Raw genomic sequence first — 20,621 nt, forward strand, 5'->3', positions numbered from 1 at the left:
TTCAGTATACCCCGCCGCCGCCCTTTGCGCAAGAATAAAGCGGCATTGGGCGGAATAGGTATAAACAGGAGTTCCCACGACAGACGAGGAGGGTATAAGACATGTTTGTGTTGACATTGGGCAAAAACGGCCTGCGTCGGCTGGGCGCGGTCGCGGTGTGCGGCGTGGCGCTGGCGGGGGCGGTGTTCGCCGTCGGCAGCTTTTTCATGGAGGACGACGCGGCCCCCGCCGCGGCGAACGGCGAGGCCGTGCAGGCGGACCCCGCCGCCATGAAAATCGAAGGCACCGACGACATTCAGGCCTTCTTCAAGGCCTACGGGCTGGAAGTGGACCTGGCCACCGCCACGGTGGATAAGGTAAAAATTCCCAAGAGCTGGGACGAGAGCTTCTCCGCTTTCAACACGGTGGTGAAGGAGAGCGGCCTGTCGCTGGAGAAGTACAAGAACAAGACGGTGGAAAAATGGGTGGTGCTTTGCCCCGGGCGCAGCACCGGCGAGAACAAGGTGAGCGGCGTTCTGCTGGTGTATAAGGAAGAGCCGGTGGGCGCCTATCTGCTGGCTTCGCCCAGCGGCGAGGTGACCGGCCTTGTGACCGCCGCGGCCACCGCCGCGCCTCTGCCCGACGAGCAAGCCGCCGAGACCGCCGCCGGCTTTGGCGAAGAGGCCGCCGCCCCCGCCGGGGACGCCGCGGAGGCGAACGCCCCGCTGACCGAAGAAGCCGCCGAGACCGGCGGCGAAGTGAGCCTGGAGGACGCGGGCGCCGTGCCCATCGAGTAAAAAACAGCCCCGGAGCCGTGCGGCTCCGGGGCTTTTCGTTATTTGTTTATTCCGCGTCCCACTGGGCGATTTTGCGGCCCATGAGCACGCCCATGACGCTGGCCATCATCAGGCCGCGGGTCCAGCCGCAGGAGTCGCCCAGGCAGTGCAGGCCCTCCACGTTGGTGACCAGGTCCTCGTCCATCTTCACCCGGTTGGAGTAGAACTTCAGCTCGGGGCTGTAGAGCAGGGTCTCGTCGCTGGCGAAGCCCGGCACCACCTGGTCCAGCATCTGGATGAAGGCGATGATGTTGGTCATCGCCCGGTAGGGCATGGCGGCGGTGATGTCGCCGGCCACCGCGTCCACCAGAGTGGGGCGCACGTTGCTCTGGCTCAGCTCCTTCTGCCAGGTGCGCTTGCCGTCCAGAATGTCGCCGTAGCGCTGCACCATGATGTGGCCCGCACCCAGCATGTTGGTGAGCTCGCCCACCTTCTGGGCGTACTCGATGGGCTGGTTGAAGGGTTCGGTGAAGTTGTGGCTGCACAGGATGGCCAGGTTGGTGTTATTGCTCTTCTTCTCCTTGTAGCTGTGGCCGTTCACCACCGCCAGGTCGTTGTCGTAGTTCTCCTGGCTGACGAAGCCGCCGGGGTTCTGGCAGAAGGTGCGCACTTTGTTCTTGAAGGGCTTGGGGTAGCCGATGAGCTTGGACTCATACAGCACCTTGTTCACCTTTTCCATCACCTCGTTGCGCACCTCCACCCGCACGCCGATGTCCACGGTGCCGGGCTTGTGGGCGATGCCGTGCTGGGCGCAGCGGCGCTCCAGCCAGTCGGCGCCCCGGCGGCCGGTGGCCACCACCGTGCGGCGGGCCAGGATGTCCTCCTCGGCGCCGCCCTTGGCCGCGCGCACCTTCACGCCGCGGCAGACGCTGTCCTCGATGAGCAGGTCCACGCACTCGGTGTCAAAGCGCATCTCCACGCCCTGGGCCAGCAGGTGGTTCTGCAGCGCCAGATACAGGTCCTGGGCCTTCTCGGTGCCCAGATGGCGGATGGGGCAATCCACCAGTTTCAGGCCCGCCTTGATGGCGTTCTTGCGAATTTCGCGGATGTCCTCGCCGTCGTAGATGCCCTCCACATGGGGGTCGGCGCCGAACTCCAGATAGATGGAATCGGTGTAGTCGATGAGGCTCTGGGCAAACTCCTCGCCGATGAGGGTGGGCAGTTCGCCGCCCACCTCATAGCACAAGCTCAGCTTGCCGTCGGAGAAAGCGCCCGCGCCGGAAAAGCCGGTGGTGATGTGGCAGTAGGGCTTGCAGTTCATGCAGCGGCCGGTCTCTGCCTTGGGGCAATGGCGCTTTTCCACCGGTTTGCCCTTTTCGACGATGACGATCTTCTCTTTTTTGCCTTTGCGCAGCAGTTCCAGCGCGGTGAAAATGCCGGCGGGGCCGGCGCCAACGATCACGAGATCGTACATGGTGAATGACCTCCTGTTTTCCTTTCTTGTGCGGGCATGAAAAAGCCCCTCTGCCAGCGGACGCCGGCAGGGGGGACTTGCTTTGCCTTATCCCTTTTATTATTAGCACAAAGTAATACTTTTGTCAAGCAGGGAGTTTTTGGGGTTTACGGAGCGCCGAAGGTGATGGTCCGGGCCTGCGCGTCCACTCTGGCGTTCACCCCGAAGGGCAGGATGCACCGGGGCAGGGCGTGGCCCACGCTCACGTCCGCCAGAATGGGCAGGGCGGGGTCGTCCACCGCCGCCGCCAGCCGCCGGTGGTATTCTTCCCGGTACACGTTGTCCATGGGGCGGCCGAAGAGCACGCCGCTCACCGCCTTGAACACCCCCGCCTCTTTCAAAAAGCCCAGGGCGCGGCTGAACTTTTCCGGGCTCATCTGCTCCTCGCTGGTCTCCAGCAGCAGGATGCGGCCCTGCCAGTCCGCCGCGTCGGGGAACAGGCCGTATTTTTTGCACAGAACGGGCATGTCGGCGTAGCGTTCCCCGTCAAAAAAGTCATGAATGGTGTCCAGGCAGCCGCCCAGAATTTTGCCGGAAAAGACCGGCGGCCCCTGCAGCAGCTTCCAGCCCTCAGCGGGGTGGGCGGGCAGCGGGGTGCCCAGCCGGGCGGGGCCGTAGTCGGTGCGGCCCTCGTACCACACGTCGCTGGGCTCCACCCGACGGATGGCGCCGGTGCGCAGCAGCTCCTCAAAGTACCGCCGGGTGTAGGGCAGCATCTCCTTGTCCATCTCACAAACGTCCGACAAAAAGGCCTGGCCGTAAAAGGTGGGCAGACCCACCTTGTGGAGCATGAAGTGGTTGACGGTGGAATCGGAAAAGCCCAGGAAGGGTTTTTCACAAGCAGCCTTTCCCAGCTGGCCTTCTTCAAAGAGATAGGGCAGCAGCCGATAGGTGTCGTCGCCGCCGATGGCGCAGAGGATGAGGTCTATTTCCGGGTCCCGGAAGGCTTCCAGCAGGTCGGCGGCCCGCTGCTCCGGGTGAGCCTTCACATAGTCGATGCCTTTGAGGGCATGGGGCAGGAACTTCACCTTCAGACCGTAATTTTCCAGCCGCCGCACCCCCAGCTCCAGCTCATGGCGCACAAAGTCCTCTCCCAGCGTGCCGGCGGACAGGCTGACTACGCCCACAGTCTTTATCATGGCGCATCCCTCGTTTCGGATAGAATGATTCCCCGCCGCGTTCGCGGCGGGGAATTGTGTGTTTTTACCCCTGGGCCGCCCGCAAGATCAGGTCGGCACAGGCATTTTCGCCCAGCGCGGCGTTGAGGCACAGGTCGTAGTGGGCGGCCTCGCCCCAGCGGAACTCGCTGTAGAAATTGTAGTAGGCGGCGCGGCGGCGGTCCTCTTTTTCCAGCATGGCGCTCACCGTGCGCTCGTCGGCGTCGGCGGGCACAAGGCCGTCGGCCACGGCGCGGCCGCGGCGGAACTCCAGCGGCGCGTGGAGAAAGACCCGCAGCACGTCGGTGCGGTTTCGCAGCACATAGTCGCCGCAGCGCCCCACGATGACGCAGGGGCCCTGGTCCGCCAGGCGGCGGATGATCTGGCTCTGCACCACGAACACCTGATCGCTCAAGGGCAGATCGCTGCCCATGGTGTAGAGGTTATAGAGCAAACTGCCGCTGGGCCGCTTTTCGCCGGCGGCAATGGCCTGTTCCGACAGGCCGCTCTCCTTGGCCGCGAGGGTGATGAGTTCCTTGTCATACATGGGCGCGCCCAGCCGGCCCGCCACATTGCGGGCAATGTCCAGCCCGCCGGTGCAGAACTCCCGTCCGATGGTGATGACACTGTATTTCATGCTCATGATCTGCCCCCCTTATTCTCTTGCGGCGTTCAGCCCGGCAGGTGCACATCCCCCACCAGGGCGCAGCCGTTCGGTTCGATGGCGTACACGGTGATGCGGCCCTTGCCGCCGAACAGCTCCGGCGGCAGCTGCACGCCGCCCTGAGCCGTGGGCTTCAAAAAGCGGAAGGTCTTGTGGGCGGTGGTGGCGTGAACGGCGTTCCCCGCCACGGCGCAGGCCAGCGTGCCGGAAAAGTCCTCCGGCAGGGGCAGGTCCCGGCCGTTCTCGTCCTGAAAGATGTAGCAGCCCACCTGCTCCAGGGGCCGCAGCCGGGCGTGGCGGCGGTGGGGGCAGCCTTCGCCCCGGCCCTTCTGCCGCCCGGTGATGACCAGCGCCAGGCCCTGATAGGCTTTCCAGAACGCGTCCAGCGGGTAGGACCGCTCGGCCTCGGCGTCGGTGGGGGCAAGGCTGTCGTTCACCAGGGCGAAGGAGCCTTCCTCCGTCACCTCAAAGCCCCGCAGAGCCATCATCTGGGCCTCCACGTCGGCAAAGGCACCGGGCAGGTACACCTTGCCGGTGGCCGCCGCCTGTTCCTCGCTGTCGGCGTAGCGCATGAACACACCCACCGAATTGCCCTGTTTGATGCACTGCCACAGCCGCTCCGGTTCCAGATAGGCCAGGTAGGCCCGGTAGCCCAGCGACCCGGCCAGCGCCGCGCCGAAGGAGAAGTTCCGGGTGCCCATGTCGGTGTCGCCGTGGTCCAGCATGGCCTGGGCCAGCTCCTCGGGCAGCACGTCCTGCCCCCAGCGGTTGAGCATGCCCGCCAGGGTGACGGGGGTGCTCATGCCGTCCCGCAGGGCGGGGTCACGCAGGTTCTGGCTGTAGGCGGGCAGATGCAGGGCCCGGCTGTAAAGGGCGGGAGGCTCGCTGTCTCCGTCCACCGGGCGCACGCTGGCGGCCAGCAGCCACACCCGGGGGGTGAGGCGCTCGTCGTCGGTGTAAAGATAGATGCGCAGCTGGGCCTGCACGGCGCGGCCTTTGGCCACGTGCAGCACGTTGCGCCACATGAACACCGGCGCGTCCTCGCTGCCGGTGACGCTGGCCCGCCGGATGTAGGGGCTCCACTTGCCGAAGCTCAGCCAGCCGCTCCACTCCTCGCCCACCCGCACCCGGGCCTGGGCTTCCACCACGGTGCCCGGCGGGGTGTCGGCGTTCCAGCTCATCACCAGCCGGTCAAAAGCAGGCAGGTTCACCGGCTGGGAGGTGAAGCAGCCGTAAAGCACATGGCGGCCCGCCACCTGCTCCAGGCACACACCGTCCTCGGTGAGGGCTACGTTGTCCAGCTCGCCCCGGGTAAAGGCGTTGGTGTCGCTGAGGATATAAAGGTTCTTCGCGTTCTGCATTTCGCTCGTCCCCCGCTGCCGCCCGCGGCCCAAGGGCGGCGGAAACGGCGTTCTCTTTTAGCTTTATGGTATCCCATTTTGGGCCGCACTGTCAAGCACGGCACGGCGGCGTTCCGGCGTGTGCCGGGGCGCTTTTCGCCCTCCTTTGACCAAAAAACCGAATACCGCTTGTACATTCGACCTTGAACTCGTATACTATAATTAGTTTTTTATGTCCACTGGCCGAAAACCAACCAAAACACAAGACAAAGGTGTGTGCCATGAAGATCATTATTGCCGGCGACGGCAAGGTGGGCCTTGCCCTGACGCGGCAGCTGCTGCACGAGGGCCACGAGGTCACCATTGTGGATTCCAACCCCGGTGTGCTGCAGGCCAATATGTACCAGTACGACGTGCTGGCGGTGCAGGGCAACGCCGCCACCATGGAGGCGCTGCGGCAGGCACAGGTGCAGAAAGCGGACCTGCTCATCGCCGCCACCAGCGCCGATGAGATCAACCTGCTGTGCTGCCTGACGGCCAAAAAGATGAACAGCCGCCTGCACACCATCGCCCGGGTGCGCAACCCGGACTACACCGAACAGCTCTTCTTCATGCGGGAGGAGCTGGGTCTTTCCATGACCATCAACCCGGAACTGTCGGCGGCGCGGGAAATTTTCCATCTGCTGCAGTTCCCCAGCTTCCTCCACCGGGACAGCTTTGCCAAAGGCCGGGTGGAGATCGTGGGCCTGCGGGTGGACGAGGGCAGCCGGCTGGAGGGCGTTGCGCTGCACCAGCTTTACAAGATCGCCCAGGTGAAGGTGCTGGTGTGCGCGGTGCTGCGCGTCGGCCAGGTCATCATTCCCGACGGCAGCTTTGAGCTGAAAAAGGGCGACCGCATCTTCGTCACCGCCCGGGCGGTGAACCTTGCCCAGCTCATCAAGAATCTGGGCATCGCCAAGCAGAAGATCCGCCGGGTGATGCTGGTGGGCGGCGGCCACATCAGCTTCTATCTGGCCCAGCGCCTGCTGGACTCCCACCTGAGCGTGAAGATCATCGAGCAGAACCCGGCCCGCGCCCGCTTTCTGGCGGAGAACCTGCCCGGGGCGGCGGTGGTGCTGGGCGACGGTTCCTCCCAGAGCTTTCTGGAGAGCGAAGGCCTGGACGAGGCCGACGCGCTGGTCAGCCTGACCGGCATCGACGAGGAGAACATCGTGCTGAGCATGTACGCCCACAGCCAGGGCGTGCCCAAGGTGGTGACCAAGGTCAACCGCCTGGAATACAACCGCATGTTTGAAGCGCTGGACATCGGCAGCATCGTTAGCCCCAAGGACCTGTGCAGCGCGCTCATTGCCCGCTATGTGCGAAGCATGCAGAACAAGACCGGCAAAATCCTGGCGCTGCACCTCATCGCCGAGGGCCACGCCGCCGCCATGGAGTTCCGGGTGGACGAGAACACCCGCTACCGGGGCGTGCCGCTGAAGGACGTGCCCCTGCGCCGGGGCATCCTGATCTCCTGCATCAGCCGGGGCGCCGACACCATCATTCCGGACGGCACCTCCAGCTTTGAGGCGGGCGACACGGTGGTGGCGGTGAGCACGCTGGACAGCCCGGTGCTGCAGATGAACGACCTGTTTGAATAACGGGCCGCTTCAACGGGATTTTTAAAAGAGGAAGTGCGGATTTGAATTTTCGAGCGATCAACCACACCATCGGCATGATCATCCTGCTGGAGATGGGCTTCATGCTGCCCAGCCTCGTGTGGTGCTGGGTGGACCGGGACGCCCCCACGGCCGCGGCCTTCGGGGTGTCGCTGCTCATTATGGGCCTGTGCGCCGGGCTGTTTCTGCTGGTGGGCCGCCGCGCCCGGGACAGCATCTTTGCCCCCGAGGGCTTTGTGACGGTGGCCATGAGCTGGATCGTACTGTCGCTGCTGGGCTGCCTGCCCTTTTACATCAGCGGCCAGATCCCCAGCTACATCGACGCGCTGTTCGAGGTGGTGAGCGGCTTCACCACCACCGGCGCCTCCATTCTGGCCGACCCGTCCCAGATGAGCCGGGGCCTTTTGTTCTGGCGCAGCACCACCCACTGGCTGGGCGGCATGGGCATTCTGGTGTTCATGCTGGCCATCCTGCCCGCGCGCCAGGGCGGCACGCTGCATCTGATGCGGGCGGAGAGCCCCGGTCCCACGGTGAGCAAGCTCACCCCCCGGCTGCGCCAGACCAGCAAAATTCTTTACGCCATCTACCTGGCGCTGACCCTGGCCTGCATCCTGTTCCTGCTGGTGGGAGGCATGCCCCTGTTCGACAGCCTGTGCACCGCCTTCGGCACCGCCGGCACCGGCGGCTTTGGCATCAAGGCGGACAGCATGGCCAGCTACAGCCCCTACCTGCAATGGGTGGTCACCGTGTTCATGATCCTGTTCGGGGTGAACTTTTCGGTGTATTACCTGCTTTTGATGCGCAAGGTGGGCCTTGCGGTGAAGGACGAGGAAGTGCGCCTGTATTTCCTCATCCTGCTGGTCTCCGGCGCCCTCATCGCCTGGGACATCCGGGACATCATCCCCGACCTTTCCGAGCGCATCCGTCACGCCTATTTCCAGGTGGGCAGCCTCATGACCACCACCGGCTTTTCCACGGTGGATTTTGACCTCTGGCCTGCCTTCTCCAAGGCCATCCTGCTGTGTCTGATGGCGGTGGGCGCCTGCGCCGGATCCACCGGCGGCGGCCTGAAGGTGATGCGCCTTTCCATCATGTGCAAGAGCCTGCGCCGGGCCATGCGCCAGACCCTGCGCCCCAACAGCGTGCAGCTGGTGCGGGTGAACGGCAAGGTGGTGGACGACTCTGTGGTCCACAACGTGAGCGCCTATCTGGTGGCCTATGTGCTCATCATCTTCGGCAGCTTCGTGCTCATCTCGCTGGACGAATTCAGCGTGGAGAGCAACATCTCCGCCGTCTTCGCCTGCTTCAACAACATCGGGCCGGGCTTCGGTGCGGTAGGGCCCATGGCCAACTACGACTGTTTCAGCGACCTCTCCAAGCTGGTGCTCACGCTGGACATGCTGCTGGGCCGTTTGGAGATCTTCCCCCTGCTGGCGCTGGCCAGCCGCCACAGCTGGAGCCGCCGGCTGTGATGCCTTTTTCGCAGAAAAATCCCCCTGCCGCAAGGCAGGGGGATTTTTACGTTCCGGATATTTCCGTGAATTTATTCCGTTTTGGAATCAAAGTTCCCGGTCATTCCTCGTCGGACCGGCGGCGGAACAGGTGGTGAAAGCCGTCCTCTTCCTTGGCGCCCAGGGCGCGGGTAAGCAGGCCCAGCAGGCCCGCCGCCAGTGCAACGCCGCCAAAGACGGCCAGCACCTGGTTCCAGCGGCCGCTGAGCACATCCAGCAGCGCGGTGAGTCGTTCCAGGTCCATGGGCTCTCCTCCTTCGGGTTCAGCGGCGGGCGGCCACGCTCTGGCGCACCTGAGCGCGCCGCAGCCTGGCGGTGGCCAGCTCCCGGTCACGGGGAGTGAGGTCCGTCTGCTCCAGCTGGCGCTTCGAATCCGCTTCGGCCGCCTCGGCCCGGGCCACGTCGATGTCCTCGGCCCACTCGAAGGTGTTGGCCATCAGGCGCACCTTGCCCCCGCTCACCGACAGCATGCCGCCGATGCAGGCGGCGCGGCGCACCGAGCCGTCCTCCAGGGTGACCCGGGCCTCGCCCATGCCCACCGCGGTGAGATAATCGCAGTGGCGGGCCAGAATGGCCACGTCGCCCACGATGGTGCGGCAGAAAAGTTTTTCCGCCGGGCCGTCAAAGGCCTGGCCGCCGGGGGTGACGATCTGCAAGGGAAAGCTGCTCATGCCGTTTCACCTTTCTTTGCCGCCGCGACCACCTCGTCGATGGTGCCCTTGAACAGGAACGCCGACTCGGGCAGGTCGTCGTGTTTGCCTTCCAGGATCTCTTTGAAGCCCCGGACCGTCTCCTTCAGAGGCACATAGCGGCCCTCCATGCCGGTGAACTGCTCGGCCACGGTGAAGGGCTGGCTGAGGAAGCGCTGGATCTTGCGGGCGCGGTTGACGGTGATCTTGTCCTCCTCGCTCAGCTCGTCCATGCCCATGATGGCGATGATGTCCTGCAGCTCCTTGTAGCGCTGCAGCACCTGCTGCACGCCGCGGGCCACCTCGTAGTGCTCCTGGCCCAGCACGTCGGGGGACAGGATGCGGCTGGAGGAATCCAGCGGGTCCACCGCCGGGTAGATGCCCAGGCTGGCGATGGCACGGGACAGAACAGTGGTGGCGTCCAGATGGGCGAAGGTGGTGGCGGGGGCCGGGTCGGTCAAATCGTCCGCCGGCACGTACACCGCCTGCACGCTGGTGATGGAGCCCTCTTTGGTGGAGGTGATGCGCTCCTGCAGCGCGCCCATCTCGGTGGCCAGGGTGGGCTGATAGCCCACGGCGCTGGGCATACGGCCCAGCAGCGCCGACACCTCGCTGCCCGCCTGGGTGAAGCGGAAGATGTTGTCGATGAAGAGAAGCACGTCCTGGTGCTCCTTGTCGCGGAAGTACTCGGCCATGGTCAGGCCGGACAGACCTACGCGCATACGGGCTCCCGGCGGCTCGTTCATCTGGCCGTAGACCAGGGCGGTCTTGTTGATAACGCCCGACTCCTTCATCTCGTTGTACAGGTCGTTGCCTTCGCGGGTGCGCTCGCCCACGCCGGTGAACACCGACAGGCCGCCGTGCTGCTTGGCAACGTTGTTGATGAGCTCCATGATGAGCACGGTCTTGCCCACGCCGGCGCCGCCGAACAGGCCGATCTTGCCGCCCTTGGCGTAGGGGCAGATCAGGTCCACGACCTTGATGCCGGTCTCCAGGATCTCGGTGGTGTTCTGCTGTTCCTCATAGCTGGGAGGGTCCCGGTGGATGGGCCAGCGCTCCGCGGTCTCGGGGGCGGGCAGATTGTCCACCGGCTCGCCCAGCAGGTTGAAGATGCGGCCCAGGCACTCCCGGCCCACAGGCACGCTGATGGGGCCGCCGGTATCCACCGCTTTGGCGCCGCGGACCAGGCCGTCGGTGCTGCTCATGGCGATGCAGCGCACCACATTGTCGCCGATGTGCTGCGCCACCTCCACGATCAGGCTCTTGTCGCCGTTCTCCACCCGGATGGCGTTCAGCAGGCTGGGCAGCTGGCCGTCGGGGAATTTGATATCCAGCACCGGGCCGATGACCTGCACCACGGTGCCTTCGAATTGATTCGGCATGGACATTTCTCCTTTTTTCGGCGTGAGCCGCGGGCTGTTCAGCCCTCGGCGCCCGCCACGATCTCGGTGATTTCCTGGGTGATGGCCGCCTGCCGGGCCCGGTTGTAATGCAGGCTCAGGTTTTCGATCATCTCGCCGGCGTTCTTGCTGGCGGCGTCCATGGCGGTGCGGCGGGCGCCCAGCTCGCTGGCCACCGACTCACACAGCCCGCCCCAGATGAGGCCCGCCAGATATTCCGGCACGATGGCGTTGTAGACCGTCTCGCAGTCCGGCTCGTAGAGGGTGGTCTGGCGGGGGCCGCTGCCCTTTTCCGCTTTCCGGTAGTTCAGCGGCAGCAGCTTCAGGGTGGCCGGCTGCTGGCTGAGCATGGAGACGAAATTGGTGTAGGCCAGGATGACCTCGTCGAACTCGCCGTTCACAAACCCCTTGGCCAGGGTGCGGGCGATGTCGTAGCAGCCGCTCATCTCCACGTCCGCCGCCTCGGCGTAGCGGTCGGTGACGATGGGCACGCCCCGGCGGCGGTAATGCTCCAGCGCCTTTTTGCCGATGGGCAGAACGCACCAGTTCTTTCCCTCGGCGTGGGCGGCCACCGCCTTGAGGATGTTGGCGTTGTATCCGCCGGCAAGGCCGCGGTCGCCGGCGATGACCACATAGCAGCTGGTCTTCACCGGGCGCTGGGCCATGTAGGGCGAGCGGAACTCGTCGTTGGAGTAGGCGATGTCATCCAGCGCCGCATGGAGCACGTCGAAATAGGGGCGGCTGTGTTCCACCCGCTCCTTGGCGCGGCGCAGCTTGGAGGAGGCCACCAGCTCCATGGCCTTGGTGATCTGCATGGTGCCTTCCACGCTTTTGATGCGCAGTTTGATGTCCTTCATGGACGCGCCTGCCATACGCTCTGCCTCCTCACTTGGCCCGGGTGTTCAAAAACTGCCGGGTGTAATCGTCCAGCGCCAGGGCCAGCGCCTTTTCCGCGTCCTCTTCCAGCTTGCCGCTGATGCGGATGGAGGAAAGGACCTCGCTGGCATGGGCGTCCATATACTCGTACAGGCCCTTCTCGTACTCCTTCACGTCCTCCACGGCCACCTCTTTCAGGTAGTCCTTGGTGACGGCGTAGAGGATGCACACCTGCTTTTCCACCGGGATGGGGGAATTGCGGTCCTGCTTGAGCACGGCCACGATGCGCTCGCCCTGGGCCAGACGGGCCTTGGTGTCGGCGTCCAGGTCGGAGCCGAACTGGGCAAAGCTCTGCAGCTCGCGGTACTGGCTGTAGATGAGCTTCAGGCTGCCCGCCACCTTCTTCATCGCCTTGATCTGGGCGTTGCCGCCCACGCGGGACACCGAGATGCCCGGGTTCACCGCCGGCATGACGCCGCTGTGGAACAGCTCGCTCTCCAGGAAGATCTGGCCGTCGGTGATGGAGATGACGTTGGTGGGGATGTAGGCGGACACGTCGCCCGCCTGGGTCTCGATGATGGGCAGAGCGGTCAGGCTGCCGCCGCCGTATTCCGGCGCAAGACGGGCCGCGCGCTCCAACAGGCGGCTGTGCAGATAGAACACGTCGCCGGGGTAAGCCTCACGTCCCGGGGGACGGCGGATGAGCAGGCTGAGGGCACGGTAAGCCACGGCGTGTTTGGACAGGTCGTCATAAATGACCAGCACGTCCTTGCCCTGGGCCATGAAGTATTCGCCCATGGCGCAGCCGGCGTAGGGGGCGATGTACTGCAAAGGCGACAGCTCGCTGGCGGAGGCGGAAACCACGATGGTGTAGTCCATGGCGCCGTTTTCCGCCAGGGTGTTCACCAGCTGGGCCACGGTGCTCTGCTTCTGGCCGATGGCCACGTAGATGCACAGCACGCCGGTGCCCTTCTGGTTGATGATGGTGTCGGTGGCGATGACGGTTTTACCGGTCTGGCGGTCGCCGATGATGAGCTCGCGCTGGCCGCGGCCGATGGGGATCATCGAGTCGATGGCCTTGATGCCGGTCTGCAGGGGCACGGAAACGCTCTTGCGCTCGATGATGCCCGGCGCGGGGGACTCGATGGGCCGGTATTCGGCGGCCTCGATGGGGCCTTTGCCGTCGATGGGCTGGCCCAGCGCGTTCACCACGCGGCCGATCAGCCCCTCGCCCACGGGCACGCTCACCACGCGCCCGGTGCGCTTGACCACGCTGCCCTCTTTGATGCCCTCGGCGTCGCCCAGCAGAACGATGGAGACGCTGTTCTCCTCCAGGTTCTGGGCCATGCCGTAGGCGCCGTTTTCAAACTCCAGCAATTCGCCGCTCATGCATTTTTCCAGACCCACCGCCCGGGCGATGCCGTCGCCCACCAGGATCACGGTGCCGGTCTCGCTCTGCTCGATGACGTTCTGGTAGTGCTTGATCTGCGCCTTGATGATCCGGGTGATCTCTTCGGGTTTTAATTGCATTCTTTCACCTTCTCCGATTACAATGTGGCTGCCAGCAGGCGGCGCACCTCGTCCAGCCGGTTCTTCACCGTGCCGTCCAGTTGGGTGCCCTCCACCTCCAGCCGCACGCCGCCCAGGCACCCGGGCTGCACCCGGGCGGTGAGGGCGATGGTCTTGCCGGTAAGCGCCTCAAGCTTTTTCTTCAGCGCCTCGGTCTGCGCTTCACTCATGGGCACCGCCGTCACCGCCGTGGCCTCCAGGATGCCGTGGGCCTCGTTGTAGCGGGCCCGGTACTCCTTCAGGCAGTCCGGCAGGGTGCGGATGGCGCCCTTTTCGCACAGAAGCTTGAGAAAATTCAAAAGATAAACTTCCACCTGCCCGCCGAAGGCCTCGTCCAGCGCAGCGCAGCGCTCGGCCTTGGGCACGCTGGGCATGGCCAGCAGTTTTTCATAGGCGGGATTTTCGGCCAGCAGCCGGCGAACTTCGGTCAGCTGCTGCAGCACGACCTCCTCCAGACCCTCCTCGGCGGCCAGCTCGTAGAGCGCGCCGCCGTACTCGGCGCCCGCGGCGGTCATGATGCGTCACCCACGTTTTCGATGAAGCTGTCGATCAGGGCCTTGTGGTCGGCCTCGTTGATCTCCCGCTCCACCACCTTGCTGGCAATGGCCATGGCCATGCCGCCGATCTCGTCCTTGGCGTCGTTCAGGGCCTTCTTGCGGGCCTGTTCGATCTCCGCCTCGGCCTTCTGCTTCATCTGGGCGGCCTGCTCGCGGGCGGCGGCGAGGGTCTCCTCGCTGCGGGCCGCGGCGGTCTTGTCCGCCTGGGCCAGCATGTCGGCCACTTCCTGTTTGGCTGCGGCCAGATGGGTCTCGTACTCGGCCTTCTCGGCCTCGGCGGTCTCCTTGGCCTTGCGGGCGTCGTCCAGCATGGCGTCGGCCCGGGCCTGGCGCTCGTCCAGCACCTTCTGCACCCGCTCGAACAGCAGCTTTTTGACGATCAGCGTGAGGATCAGCAGGTTGCCCAGCATCATGATCATGTGCCAGGGCGTTATGGTGACCAGATCTTTAAATTGTTCCAATGGTCATTCCCCTTTCCTGCGGCTTGTGGGGGCTGTTTTCAGCCCAGCATGCCGGTGAACATGCCCGGCGCAACGAACAGAAGCAGCAGGCCGGTGACGAAGCCGTAGATACCGGTGGTCTCGGCGATGGCGCAGCCCAGCAGCATGGTGCTGGTGACGTCGCCCTTGCACTCGGGCTGGCGGCCGATGGCCGAGCAGGCCTGGCCCACGGCGTAACCTTCGCCGATACCGGGGCCGATACCGGCGATCAGAGCGAGACCCGCGCCGATGGCGCAGCCGGCCAGAACGATTGCTTTTTCCATCATAGATAGTTCCTCCTAAAAATGAAGTACGAATTATTATGCCTCGCGGCCGGCGGCCGCGTCGGGTCAAAAGGGTCAGCCGTCCGCCTCGGCGGCGTTGGCGATGTACAGCATGGTGAGCATGCAGAAGATGAAGGCCTGCATGAGGCTGCTGAACAGATCAAAGTAAATGGACAGCACCGCCGGGATGCCCAGCTGGAAGATGGGGATGAGGCTCAACACCTCGCCCAGCGCGCCGGGCAGCATGCCCAGCAGCGCGTTGCTGGCCACCGCCAGCGCGGCGTAGACCAGCGTGCTGATGACGCCGCCGGACATGATGTTGCCGAAGTGACGGAAAGCCATGGAGATGGGCGTTGCCAGCTCGCTGATGATGTTGAAGGGGGTGAACACCGGGATGGGGGTGGTGAAGCCCAACAGGTAGCCCCCCAGGCCGTTGGTCTTGATCTTGGTGTAGGTGATCATCACGAACACCAGCAGCGCCCAGGACAGCTCGGTGGACAGGTCGCTGGTGGCGGGGTACAGCCCGATCAGGCTGGACAGGCTGCACAGCGCCGAATAGCTGAACAGCGCCCCGATGAAGGGCACGAAGTGGGCGTAGCGCTGGCCCATGTTGCCGATGACGAAGTTCTTGCAGGTGGTGACCAGAAGCTCTGCCACCGCCTGCTTTTTGCTGATCTTGTCCACGGTCAGGCCGCGGCCCAGCCACCAGCAGAGCACCGCGATGGCCGCCAGAATGATCCAGGCGTCCAGCAAACTCTCGGTGAGCTGGAACTTGCCCAGCAGCGGCACCGACCAGGAGGACTCCCAAAGGATCTTCGGGCCGGTGATCTCAACGTTCATGGTCGACTTGTTCCCCCTTTTCCTCGTTGTTTTGTTCCTTTTTGTAGACCCCGGTGATCTGCATGACCGCGATGGTCAGCCGGGGGAAAAGCAACGGAAGCGCCGCTGCCACCCAGTGAAGGAAGGGCATGCTCACCGCCAGGATGAGCCACAGGGCCATCACCAGCATGCGCATGCTGTAGGAAAACTGCATCAGTTTCTGGCCCCGCTCGGCGCTCGCTTCGGCGGTGATCTTCTGCACCGTCAGGCCCAGCACCAGAAAATTCAGCACCGCCACCGCGCCGCCCAAAACGCCTCCCAGGGCCACGGTGTAGTCAAAGCGGCCCAGCAGGGCGAACACGGCGAGCATCACCGCCACGCCCACGGCCACGCCCAGGGCGATGTGGGCGGTCTCTTTTTTCACTGCCGGCTGTAATTTCATCCGGACGTTCCTCTCTTTCAAACGTGGTCATTGAAGGCGGCGGGGCCTTTTTCATCCGGCCGGTTCTTGCGCTGCACATAGCGGTAAAAGCCCCAGAACGAGGCTCCCGCCGCGCCCAGGCCCAGAATCAGCGCCGGCAGCATGACCCAGGCGGGCCAGCCTTTTTCGCTGATGAGCCACCAGGCGCCCCAGGCGCACAAAAACGGCGGCGTGACCAGCGAAAACCCAAGCTGCGTGAGCCAGGCCAGTTCCCGCAGCGCGTTCATCCAGCCCTTCACCCGGCACGCCCCCTTCTTCCCGCGCGGCGCAAACCGCCGCATTATTGAATATTATACCAAAAACGTTTGGACAAAACAATTCATTTTGTGAACGGGGCACAGTTTTTTTACAAATGCCCTCCGTCCGGCAAAAAGAAAGGCGCGGGGCCTGCCCCGGCGGCGCAAAGGGACAAAAGCCGCGTTTTGCTCCGCTTGCCCCGCCCCGACCTTTGTGATAGAATGAAAAAAAAGCGAAAAGGCGGTGGCGGAATGCTGCTTTCCATCGTGGTGCCCTGCTACAACGAGCAGGAAGCGCTGCCCTATTTTTATAAGGAGATCTGCCGGGTGGCCGAAGAGATGAAAGCCAGCCACGGGGCGGATTTTGAATTTATTTTTGTGGACGACGGCTCCAAGGACAACACCCTCGCCATCGCCCGCCAGCTGCACAAAGAGGACGAGCGGGTACGCTACATCAGCTTTAGCCGCAACTTCGGCAAGGAGGCGGGCATTCTGGCGGGCCTTGAGGCGGCAAAAGGCGACTATGTGGCCATGATGGACGCGGACCTGCAGGACCCGCCCGCCCTTTTGCCCCAGATGCTGGACGCGCTTTTGAACGAGGACTACGACTGCGCCGCCACCCGCCGCACCGACCGCAAGGGCGAGCCGCCCATCCGCAGCTTTTTTGCCCGGATGTTCTACAAGATCATCAACAAGATGAGCGACGCGGACATCGTGGACGGCGCACGGGACTACCGGCTGATGCGCCGCCGGATGGTGGACGCCATTCTGGCGCTGCCGGAGTACAACCGTTTTTCCAAGGGCATCTTCGGCTGGGTGGGCTTCAAGACCAAGTGGCTGGAGTATGTGAATGTGGAGCGGGTGGCCGGCGAGACCAAGTGGAGCTTCTGGAAGCTGTTCCTCTACTCGCTGGAAGGCATCGTGGCCTTCACCACCGCGCCCCTGGCGCTGGCCAGCCTGATGGGCATCGCCTTCTGCGCGCTGGCCTTTGTGATGATCGTTTTTATCATCGTGCGCACCCTGCTCTTCGGCGACCCCACCAGCGGCTGGCCCAGCCTTGTGTGCATCATCTTTCTGTGCAGCGGCGTGCAGCTGTTCTGCATGGGGGTGCTGGGGCAGTATCTGGCCAAGACCTATATGGAAGTGAAACGCCGCCCGGTGTACATCGTACGGGAGACCGAAGCGGACGCCGAAGCGTGAACCGCCCTTTTTGAGGAAAGAACAATGAACAGACCCATCTGATGAACTGAACACATCGTCCGCGGCGCCGGCAGACACCGGCGCCTGTTTGCCTTGTGTTCGTTTTAAGGATGGGTCTGTCTTTATGTTGAAACGGAATATTTTTTTGCATGTACGCCATCGCCCTGCTGCAGGGCATGGCATTTTACGCCCCCGTGGCCACTCTTTACCGCCGGGCCGCAGGGGTGTCGGTGTTCGAAATTTCCCTCATCGAGGCGGTGTCGCTGGCCCTCTGCGTGGCGCTGGAGCTGCCCTGGGGCGTGCTGGCCGAGCGGCTGGGCTACCGGCGCACCATGGTGCTGTGCAGCGGGCTGTACTTTGTTTCCAAACTGGTGTTCTGGCAAGCGGACTCCTTCGGGGATTTTCTCGTCGAGCGCATCCTGCTGGCGGTGGTGCAGTCGGGGATCTCCGGCGTGGACAGCGCCGTGATCTACCTCTCCTGCCGGGACGAAAACAGCCTGCGGGCCTTTTCGGTCTACAATGCCCTGTCCATGGCGGGGTTGGTGGCGGCGGGCGGCGTGTTCGCCCTTCTGCCGCCGGGCAGCTACCGCCTTTCCGCGCTGCTCACTGCGGGCAGCTACGCCCTGGCGCTGGTGTTTGCGCTGGGCCTGCGGGAGGTGCGCGACCCGGAGCCTTCCCCCGCCCGGGGCAGCTTTACCGCTGTGGCCCGCCAGGCGCTGAACGGCGGCGTTCTTCCGCTGCTGGCCGGGGCCGCTCTGCTGGCGGAGGTCTGCCAGGTGGCCACGGTGTTTTTGAACCAGTTAAAATACGAAGCCTGCGGCATGAGCCAGGGGGCCATGAGCGCCGCCTATGTGGCCGCCTCGCTGCTGGGCCTTGCGGGGGCCTTCTCCCCTGCCCTGGCACGGCGGCTGGGCCCGCGGGGCGCGGCCGTTTTTTGCGCCCTCGTCTGCCTTGCCGGATGCGGCGTGCTGGCCGCCACGGCCAACGCGCCCGCGGCGGTGGCCTCGGTGCTGGCGCTGCGCACCTCTTCCAGCCTGCTGGCCCCGCTCACCGACGAGGAGCGCAACCGGCGGCTGACCACAAAGGACCGGGCCAGCGCCCTGAGCGCCCAGGCCATGGTGATGGAGTGCTTTGCCATCGGGGCGAATCTGGCGCTGGGCGCTCTTGCCCAGCAAAGCCTTGCCGCCGCCTTCGTTTTTGGAGCGGTTTTGTCGGCGGCGGGGCTGGGGCTGCTGCTCGCCCGCCCAAACGCATAAAACAAAAAGGCACGGGACGCTGTCCCGTGCCTTTTCTTTTATTTCGCGATGTAATACTCACTGCCCATCACATAGGGGTTCGAGGCACTGTAAGCCACATGGCCGGCCAGGCAGTCCGCCCAGGCCTTGTAGCCCGCGGCCACCATGTGCAGGCCGTCGGAGGAATACTCGGCTTTGAGGTCGCCGTTCTCGTCCGCCAGGGCGGAGTAGACGTCCACAAAGTAAACGCCCTTCTCCAGCGCCATATTCGCCACCTTTTTGTTCACCCGCTGGATGCGCTCCTTATAGATGCCGGTGCTGGAATAGTCCGCCGCCACCGGGGTCATGGTCTGGACGTAGATGTCCGCCTCCGGGGCCGCCTCGCGCAGCAGGTCGATCATCTGGCCGTAGTAGGCGATGAAGCTGTTCTCGGTGGCTTCATCGTCCCGGGCGGCCAGGGCGTTTGCGCCGAACATCAGGTAGATGCTCTTGGGGTTCATCTGGGCCGCCACGTCCAGCGGCACAGACTCCTCGTTGGTGTTGAAGTCGGTCATCACCACCCGGTTCACCACGTCGCCGGGGGTCGCGCCCCGGTAACCGCGCACCGTGGCCACGCCCTTCACCGGGTTCTCATAGAGGCCCAGGCCCTCGGTGACGCTGTCGCCCAGGAACAGGGCGGTGGAGAAATAGGTGTTGTCCACCCGGCCGCAGGCCGGCAGGCAGATCTTTTCGTAGGTCATGCCGGTGTAGGCCCAGCCTTCCGCCTGCTGCACCGGGCCCATGCTGGTGAACTGCACCCCGCCGCCCGTTTCGGTGACCGGGTTCTCCATGGGCAGCGGCGCCAGCACACTGCCCGAAAGGCCGGTGTTCCCCAGGTCCAGCGTGCTGTCGGCGTCGGGGGCTTCTCCCCTGCCGCTCACGGTCTCAATGGCCCAGGTGATGACCCAGGCCAGACCCAGCAGCGCCAGCACCACCAGCACCAGGCGCAGCCCGCGCTGCGCCGAGCGCCACCGCCGGCGGGAGAGGGTCTCTTTTCGGAATTCACGGTAGTTGGCCATGCCGGCCTCCTTTTAGCTTCAGACTGTATGGGTGGCCAGATACTCGGCCATGATGGGGTAGGCGTTCTGGTTCAGATGCACCTTGTCCTGGGCTGCCAGATCCTCCCGCAGGTCGCCGTTTTCGTCCTGCAGGGCCTCGTAGATGTTCACAAAGTGGCAGCCCTTCTCCCGGGCCAGCACCGCCAGCTGGGTGTTCACCCGCTGGATGCGCTCCTTATACAGGCCCGGCTGGCTGGCGCCCGGGCGCACCGGGGTGATGGACTGGACATAGATGTCCACCTCGTCCCCCAGGTCCGCCTTGAACATGTCCAGCATCTGGCTGTAGTAGCTCAGGAACGACTGTTCGGTGGCTTCGCCGTCCCGCACCAGGGCGTTGGTGCCCAGCAGGATATAAAGGCGCAGGGGGTTGGAGTTGATGATGGTCTCGTAGATGTTCTCCTCGCCGCGGCCGGAGGCATCGCCGGGGTTGGCGGTCTGCTTGTTCACCACGGCGTTCGGGCCGATGCTCTTGTAGGCGCAGATGAAGGCGTGGGCCTTCATGGGAGATTCATAAATGTTCCAGCCCTGGCTGACGCTGTCGCCCAGGATGGCGGCACGGTCAAAGAAGCTGTAGTCCACCGCGGCGTTGGCGCCCACCGCCAGCATGCGGTAGTCCGCGCCGGTGACGGTCTGATCCAGAGTGGGCTCCACGGGGGTGGAGGTGTTCCAGCCCGCGGGCTCGCTCTCGGGAGCCGTGCCGCTCTCCGGGGCGGAGGCGGGCTGGGAGGTCTCAGAGGCAGAGGTGCTGCCGGAGGCCACCATCTGGGCGTCGCCGGGCTTCCAGCCGGCGCCTGTGATCACGGTGTACAGCGCAAAGAACGCCACCCCGCACACGGCGGCGGCAGCGACGATCAGCAGCGACAGACGCAGGATAAATTTGCGCCGGCGGCGGCGTTTCACCTGTTCACGGAATTCCCTGTAGGTTGCCATTTTTTCTACCTCTTTGTTCAAAACGGTATTCACTGGATATTATACCCCCGCGCCGGGCCCCGCGCAAGCAAGGCCACAGAAAATTCACAGACTGGGGGTCAGTATCAGTATTTTCCGCCGGGGGCCAGAATATGCTGCCCCGCAGCGTCCATATTCTATATACGAAGGGAC

The 20,621-nt window shown here is 64.3% G+C and carries 22 protein-coding genes; 5 read left to right on the top strand and 17 right to left on the bottom strand.

Annotation, left to right across the window (positions count from 1 at the left end):
• Positions 1-101 precede the first annotated feature (101 nt).
• Positions 102-776, top strand: coding sequence for a DUF4830 domain-containing protein (locus ACMNAY_RS03095; protein ID WP_418718351.1), 675 nt, complete (start codon positions 102-104; stop codon positions 774-776).
• Positions 777-822: 46 nt separating this feature from the next.
• Here the strand turns inward: ACMNAY_RS03095 and ACMNAY_RS03100 are convergent, their stop codons facing one another.
• From ACMNAY_RS03100 to ACMNAY_RS03115, 4 genes are all read right to left on the bottom strand, one after another.
• Positions 823-2,229, bottom strand: a complete 1,407-nt coding sequence (locus ACMNAY_RS03100) for an NAD(P)/FAD-dependent oxidoreductase (protein WP_418718352.1) — start codon at positions 2,227-2,229, stop codon at positions 823-825.
• A gap of 146 nt (positions 2,230-2,375) precedes the next feature.
• Positions 2,376-3,407 (bottom strand): S66 family peptidase, encoded by a 1,032-nt coding sequence (locus ACMNAY_RS03105; protein ID WP_418718353.1) that lies wholly within the window; start codon positions 3,405-3,407, stop codon positions 2,376-2,378.
• Positions 3,408-3,471: 64 nt separating this feature from the next.
• Positions 3,472-4,068 (bottom strand): AAA family ATPase, encoded by a 597-nt coding sequence (locus tag ACMNAY_RS03110; protein ID WP_394975275.1) that lies wholly within the window; start codon positions 4,066-4,068, stop codon positions 3,472-3,474.
• A gap of 29 nt (positions 4,069-4,097) precedes the next feature.
• Complete coding sequence (locus tag ACMNAY_RS03115) at positions 4,098-5,450, bottom strand: hypothetical protein (protein ID WP_418718354.1); 1,353 nt, start codon at positions 5,448-5,450, stop codon at positions 4,098-4,100.
• 260 nt (positions 5,451-5,710) lie between these two features.
• Here ACMNAY_RS03115 and trkA point away from each other — a divergent pair, with 260 nt between their 5' ends.
• Positions 5,711-7,069 (top strand): Trk system potassium transporter TrkA, encoded by a 1,359-nt coding sequence (gene trkA / locus ACMNAY_RS03120; RefSeq protein WP_394975278.1) that lies wholly within the window; start codon positions 5,711-5,713, stop codon positions 7,067-7,069.
• 41 nt (positions 7,070-7,110) lie between these two features.
• A complete protein-coding gene (locus tag ACMNAY_RS03125) occupies positions 7,111-8,559 on the top strand; it encodes a TrkH family potassium uptake protein (protein ID WP_394975280.1) in 1,449 nt (482 codons plus the stop codon).
• A 100-nt stretch (positions 8,560-8,659) separates the two neighbouring features.
• Here ACMNAY_RS03125 and ACMNAY_RS03130 read toward each other — a convergent pair whose 3' ends face one another.
• From ACMNAY_RS03130 to ACMNAY_RS03180, 11 genes are all read right to left on the bottom strand, one after another.
• Positions 8,660-8,842 (bottom strand): hypothetical protein, encoded by a 183-nt coding sequence (locus tag ACMNAY_RS03130; protein WP_394975282.1) that lies wholly within the window; start codon positions 8,840-8,842, stop codon positions 8,660-8,662.
• Positions 8,843-8,861: 19 nt separating this feature from the next.
• Complete coding sequence (locus tag ACMNAY_RS03135; protein ID WP_418718355.1) at positions 8,862-9,269, bottom strand: FoF1 ATP synthase subunit delta/epsilon; 408 nt, start codon at positions 9,267-9,269, stop codon at positions 8,862-8,864.
• Complete coding sequence (gene atpD, locus ACMNAY_RS03140; RefSeq protein ID WP_418718356.1) at positions 9,266-10,669, bottom strand: F0F1 ATP synthase subunit beta; 1,404 nt, start codon at positions 10,667-10,669, stop codon at positions 9,266-9,268. The genes ACMNAY_RS03135 and atpD overlap by 4 nt, the downstream gene beginning before the upstream one ends.
• A gap of 38 nt (positions 10,670-10,707) precedes the next feature.
• Positions 10,708-11,559, bottom strand: coding sequence for an ATP synthase F1 subunit gamma (gene atpG, locus ACMNAY_RS03145; protein WP_418718357.1), 852 nt, complete (start codon positions 11,557-11,559; stop codon positions 10,708-10,710).
• Between the two features lie 13 nt (positions 11,560-11,572).
• Positions 11,573-13,093 (bottom strand): F0F1 ATP synthase subunit alpha, encoded by a 1,521-nt coding sequence (atpA, locus tag ACMNAY_RS03150; protein WP_394975290.1) that lies wholly within the window; start codon positions 13,091-13,093, stop codon positions 11,573-11,575.
• Positions 13,094-13,110: 17 nt separating this feature from the next.
• Positions 13,111-13,647 (bottom strand): ATP synthase F1 subunit delta, encoded by a 537-nt coding sequence (gene atpH, locus ACMNAY_RS03155; protein ID WP_418718358.1) that lies wholly within the window; start codon positions 13,645-13,647, stop codon positions 13,111-13,113.
• A complete protein-coding gene (gene atpF, locus ACMNAY_RS03160; RefSeq protein WP_394975294.1) occupies positions 13,644-14,150 on the bottom strand; it encodes a F0F1 ATP synthase subunit B in 507 nt (168 codons plus the stop codon). Before atpF ends, atpH begins: the two co-directional genes overlap by 4 nt.
• 38 nt (positions 14,151-14,188) lie before the next feature.
• On the bottom strand, positions 14,189-14,455 hold the full coding sequence (atpE, locus tag ACMNAY_RS03165; RefSeq protein ID WP_394975296.1) for an ATP synthase F0 subunit C: 267 nt from the start codon (positions 14,453-14,455) through the stop codon (positions 14,189-14,191).
• Positions 14,456-14,527: 72 nt separating this feature from the next.
• Entirely contained in the window at positions 14,528-15,292 is a 765-nt protein-coding gene (locus ACMNAY_RS03170; protein WP_418718359.1) for a F0F1 ATP synthase subunit A, read from the bottom strand.
• Positions 15,282-15,713, bottom strand: a complete 432-nt coding sequence (locus ACMNAY_RS03175; RefSeq protein ID WP_418718360.1) for an ATP synthase subunit I — start codon at positions 15,711-15,713, stop codon at positions 15,282-15,284. Before ACMNAY_RS03175 ends, ACMNAY_RS03170 begins: the two co-directional genes overlap by 11 nt.
• 17 nt (positions 15,714-15,730) lie before the next feature.
• Positions 15,731-15,991: an AtpZ/AtpI family protein gene (locus ACMNAY_RS03180; protein WP_418718361.1), complete on the bottom strand. Its 261-nt coding sequence runs from the start codon at positions 15,989-15,991 to the stop codon at positions 15,731-15,733.
• Positions 15,992-16,240: 249 nt separating this feature from the next.
• On the opposite strand from ACMNAY_RS03180, the gene ACMNAY_RS03185 reads away from it, so the two are divergent.
• On the top strand, positions 16,241-17,188 hold the full coding sequence (locus tag ACMNAY_RS03185) for a glycosyltransferase family 2 protein (RefSeq protein ID WP_418718362.1): 948 nt from the start codon (positions 16,241-16,243) through the stop codon (positions 17,186-17,188).
• Between the two features lie 149 nt (positions 17,189-17,337).
• Positions 17,338-18,444, top strand: a complete 1,107-nt coding sequence (locus ACMNAY_RS03190; protein WP_418718363.1) for an MFS transporter — start codon at positions 17,338-17,340, stop codon at positions 18,442-18,444.
• A gap of 38 nt (positions 18,445-18,482) precedes the next feature.
• Here the strand turns inward: ACMNAY_RS03190 and ACMNAY_RS03195 are convergent, their stop codons facing one another.
• Both ACMNAY_RS03195 and ACMNAY_RS03200 read right to left on the bottom strand, forming a co-directional pair.
• Positions 18,483-19,481: a GDSL-type esterase/lipase family protein gene (locus ACMNAY_RS03195; RefSeq protein ID WP_418718364.1), complete on the bottom strand. Its 999-nt coding sequence runs from the start codon at positions 19,479-19,481 to the stop codon at positions 18,483-18,485.
• 18 nt (positions 19,482-19,499) lie between these two features.
• Positions 19,500-20,450, bottom strand: coding sequence for a GDSL-type esterase/lipase family protein (locus ACMNAY_RS03200; protein WP_394969482.1), 951 nt, complete (start codon positions 20,448-20,450; stop codon positions 19,500-19,502).
• Positions 20,451-20,621: the final 171 nt, after the last annotated feature.

The sequence above is a fragment of the Candidatus Allofournierella merdipullorum genome, from assembly GCF_048426865.1.
Classification (GTDB): domain Bacteria; phylum Bacillota; class Clostridia; order Oscillospirales; family Ruminococcaceae; genus Allofournierella_A; species Allofournierella_A merdipullorum.

Bases quoted from the DNA above. Each gene is read 5' to 3' on its own strand.
- ACMNAY_RS03115 (WP_418718354.1), bottom strand. From the start codon at position 5,450: ATGCAGAACGCGAAGAACCTTTATATCCTCAGCGACACCAACGCCTTT.
- ACMNAY_RS03105 (WP_418718353.1), bottom strand. From the start codon at position 3,407: ATGATAAAGACTGTGGGCGTAGTCAGCCTGTCCGCCGGCACGCTGGGA.
- atpD (WP_418718356.1), bottom strand. From the start codon at position 10,669: ATGCCGAATCAATTCGAAGGCACCGTGGTGCAGGTCATCGGCCCGGTG.
- atpH (WP_418718358.1), bottom strand. From the start codon at position 13,647: ATGACCGCCGCGGGCGCCGAGTACGGCGGCGCGCTCTACGAGCTGGCC.
- ACMNAY_RS03200 (WP_394969482.1), bottom strand. From the start codon at position 20,450: ATGGCAACCTACAGGGAATTCCGTGAACAGGTGAAACGCCGCCGCCGG.
- ACMNAY_RS03195 (WP_418718364.1), bottom strand. From the start codon at position 19,481: ATGGCCAACTACCGTGAATTCCGAAAAGAGACCCTCTCCCGCCGGCGG.
- ACMNAY_RS03135 (WP_418718355.1), bottom strand. From the start codon at position 9,269: ATGAGCAGCTTTCCCTTGCAGATCGTCACCCCCGGCGGCCAGGCCTTT.
- ACMNAY_RS03190 (WP_418718363.1), top strand. From the start codon at position 17,338: ATGTACGCCATCGCCCTGCTGCAGGGCATGGCATTTTACGCCCCCGTG.
- ACMNAY_RS03170 (WP_418718359.1), bottom strand. From the start codon at position 15,292: ATGAACGTTGAGATCACCGGCCCGAAGATCCTTTGGGAGTCCTCCTGG.
- atpG (WP_418718357.1), bottom strand. From the start codon at position 11,559: ATGGCAGGCGCGTCCATGAAGGACATCAAACTGCGCATCAAAAGCGTG.
- trkA (WP_394975278.1), top strand. From the start codon at position 5,711: ATGAAGATCATTATTGCCGGCGACGGCAAGGTGGGCCTTGCCCTGACG.
- atpA (WP_394975290.1), bottom strand. From the start codon at position 13,093: ATGCAATTAAAACCCGAAGAGATCACCCGGATCATCAAGGCGCAGATC.
- ACMNAY_RS03130 (WP_394975282.1), bottom strand. From the start codon at position 8,842: ATGGACCTGGAACGACTCACCGCGCTGCTGGATGTGCTCAGCGGCCGC.
- ACMNAY_RS03185 (WP_418718362.1), top strand. From the start codon at position 16,241: ATGCTGCTTTCCATCGTGGTGCCCTGCTACAACGAGCAGGAAGCGCTG.
- ACMNAY_RS03100 (WP_418718352.1), bottom strand. From the start codon at position 2,229: ATGTACGATCTCGTGATCGTTGGCGCCGGCCCCGCCGGCATTTTCACC.
- ACMNAY_RS03110 (WP_394975275.1), bottom strand. From the start codon at position 4,068: ATGAGCATGAAATACAGTGTCATCACCATCGGACGGGAGTTCTGCACC.
- ACMNAY_RS03095 (WP_418718351.1), top strand. From the start codon at position 102: ATGTTTGTGTTGACATTGGGCAAAAACGGCCTGCGTCGGCTGGGCGCG.
- atpE (WP_394975296.1), bottom strand. From the start codon at position 14,455: ATGATGGAAAAAGCAATCGTTCTGGCCGGCTGCGCCATCGGCGCGGGT.
- ACMNAY_RS03175 (WP_418718360.1), bottom strand. From the start codon at position 15,713: ATGAAATTACAGCCGGCAGTGAAAAAAGAGACCGCCCACATCGCCCTG.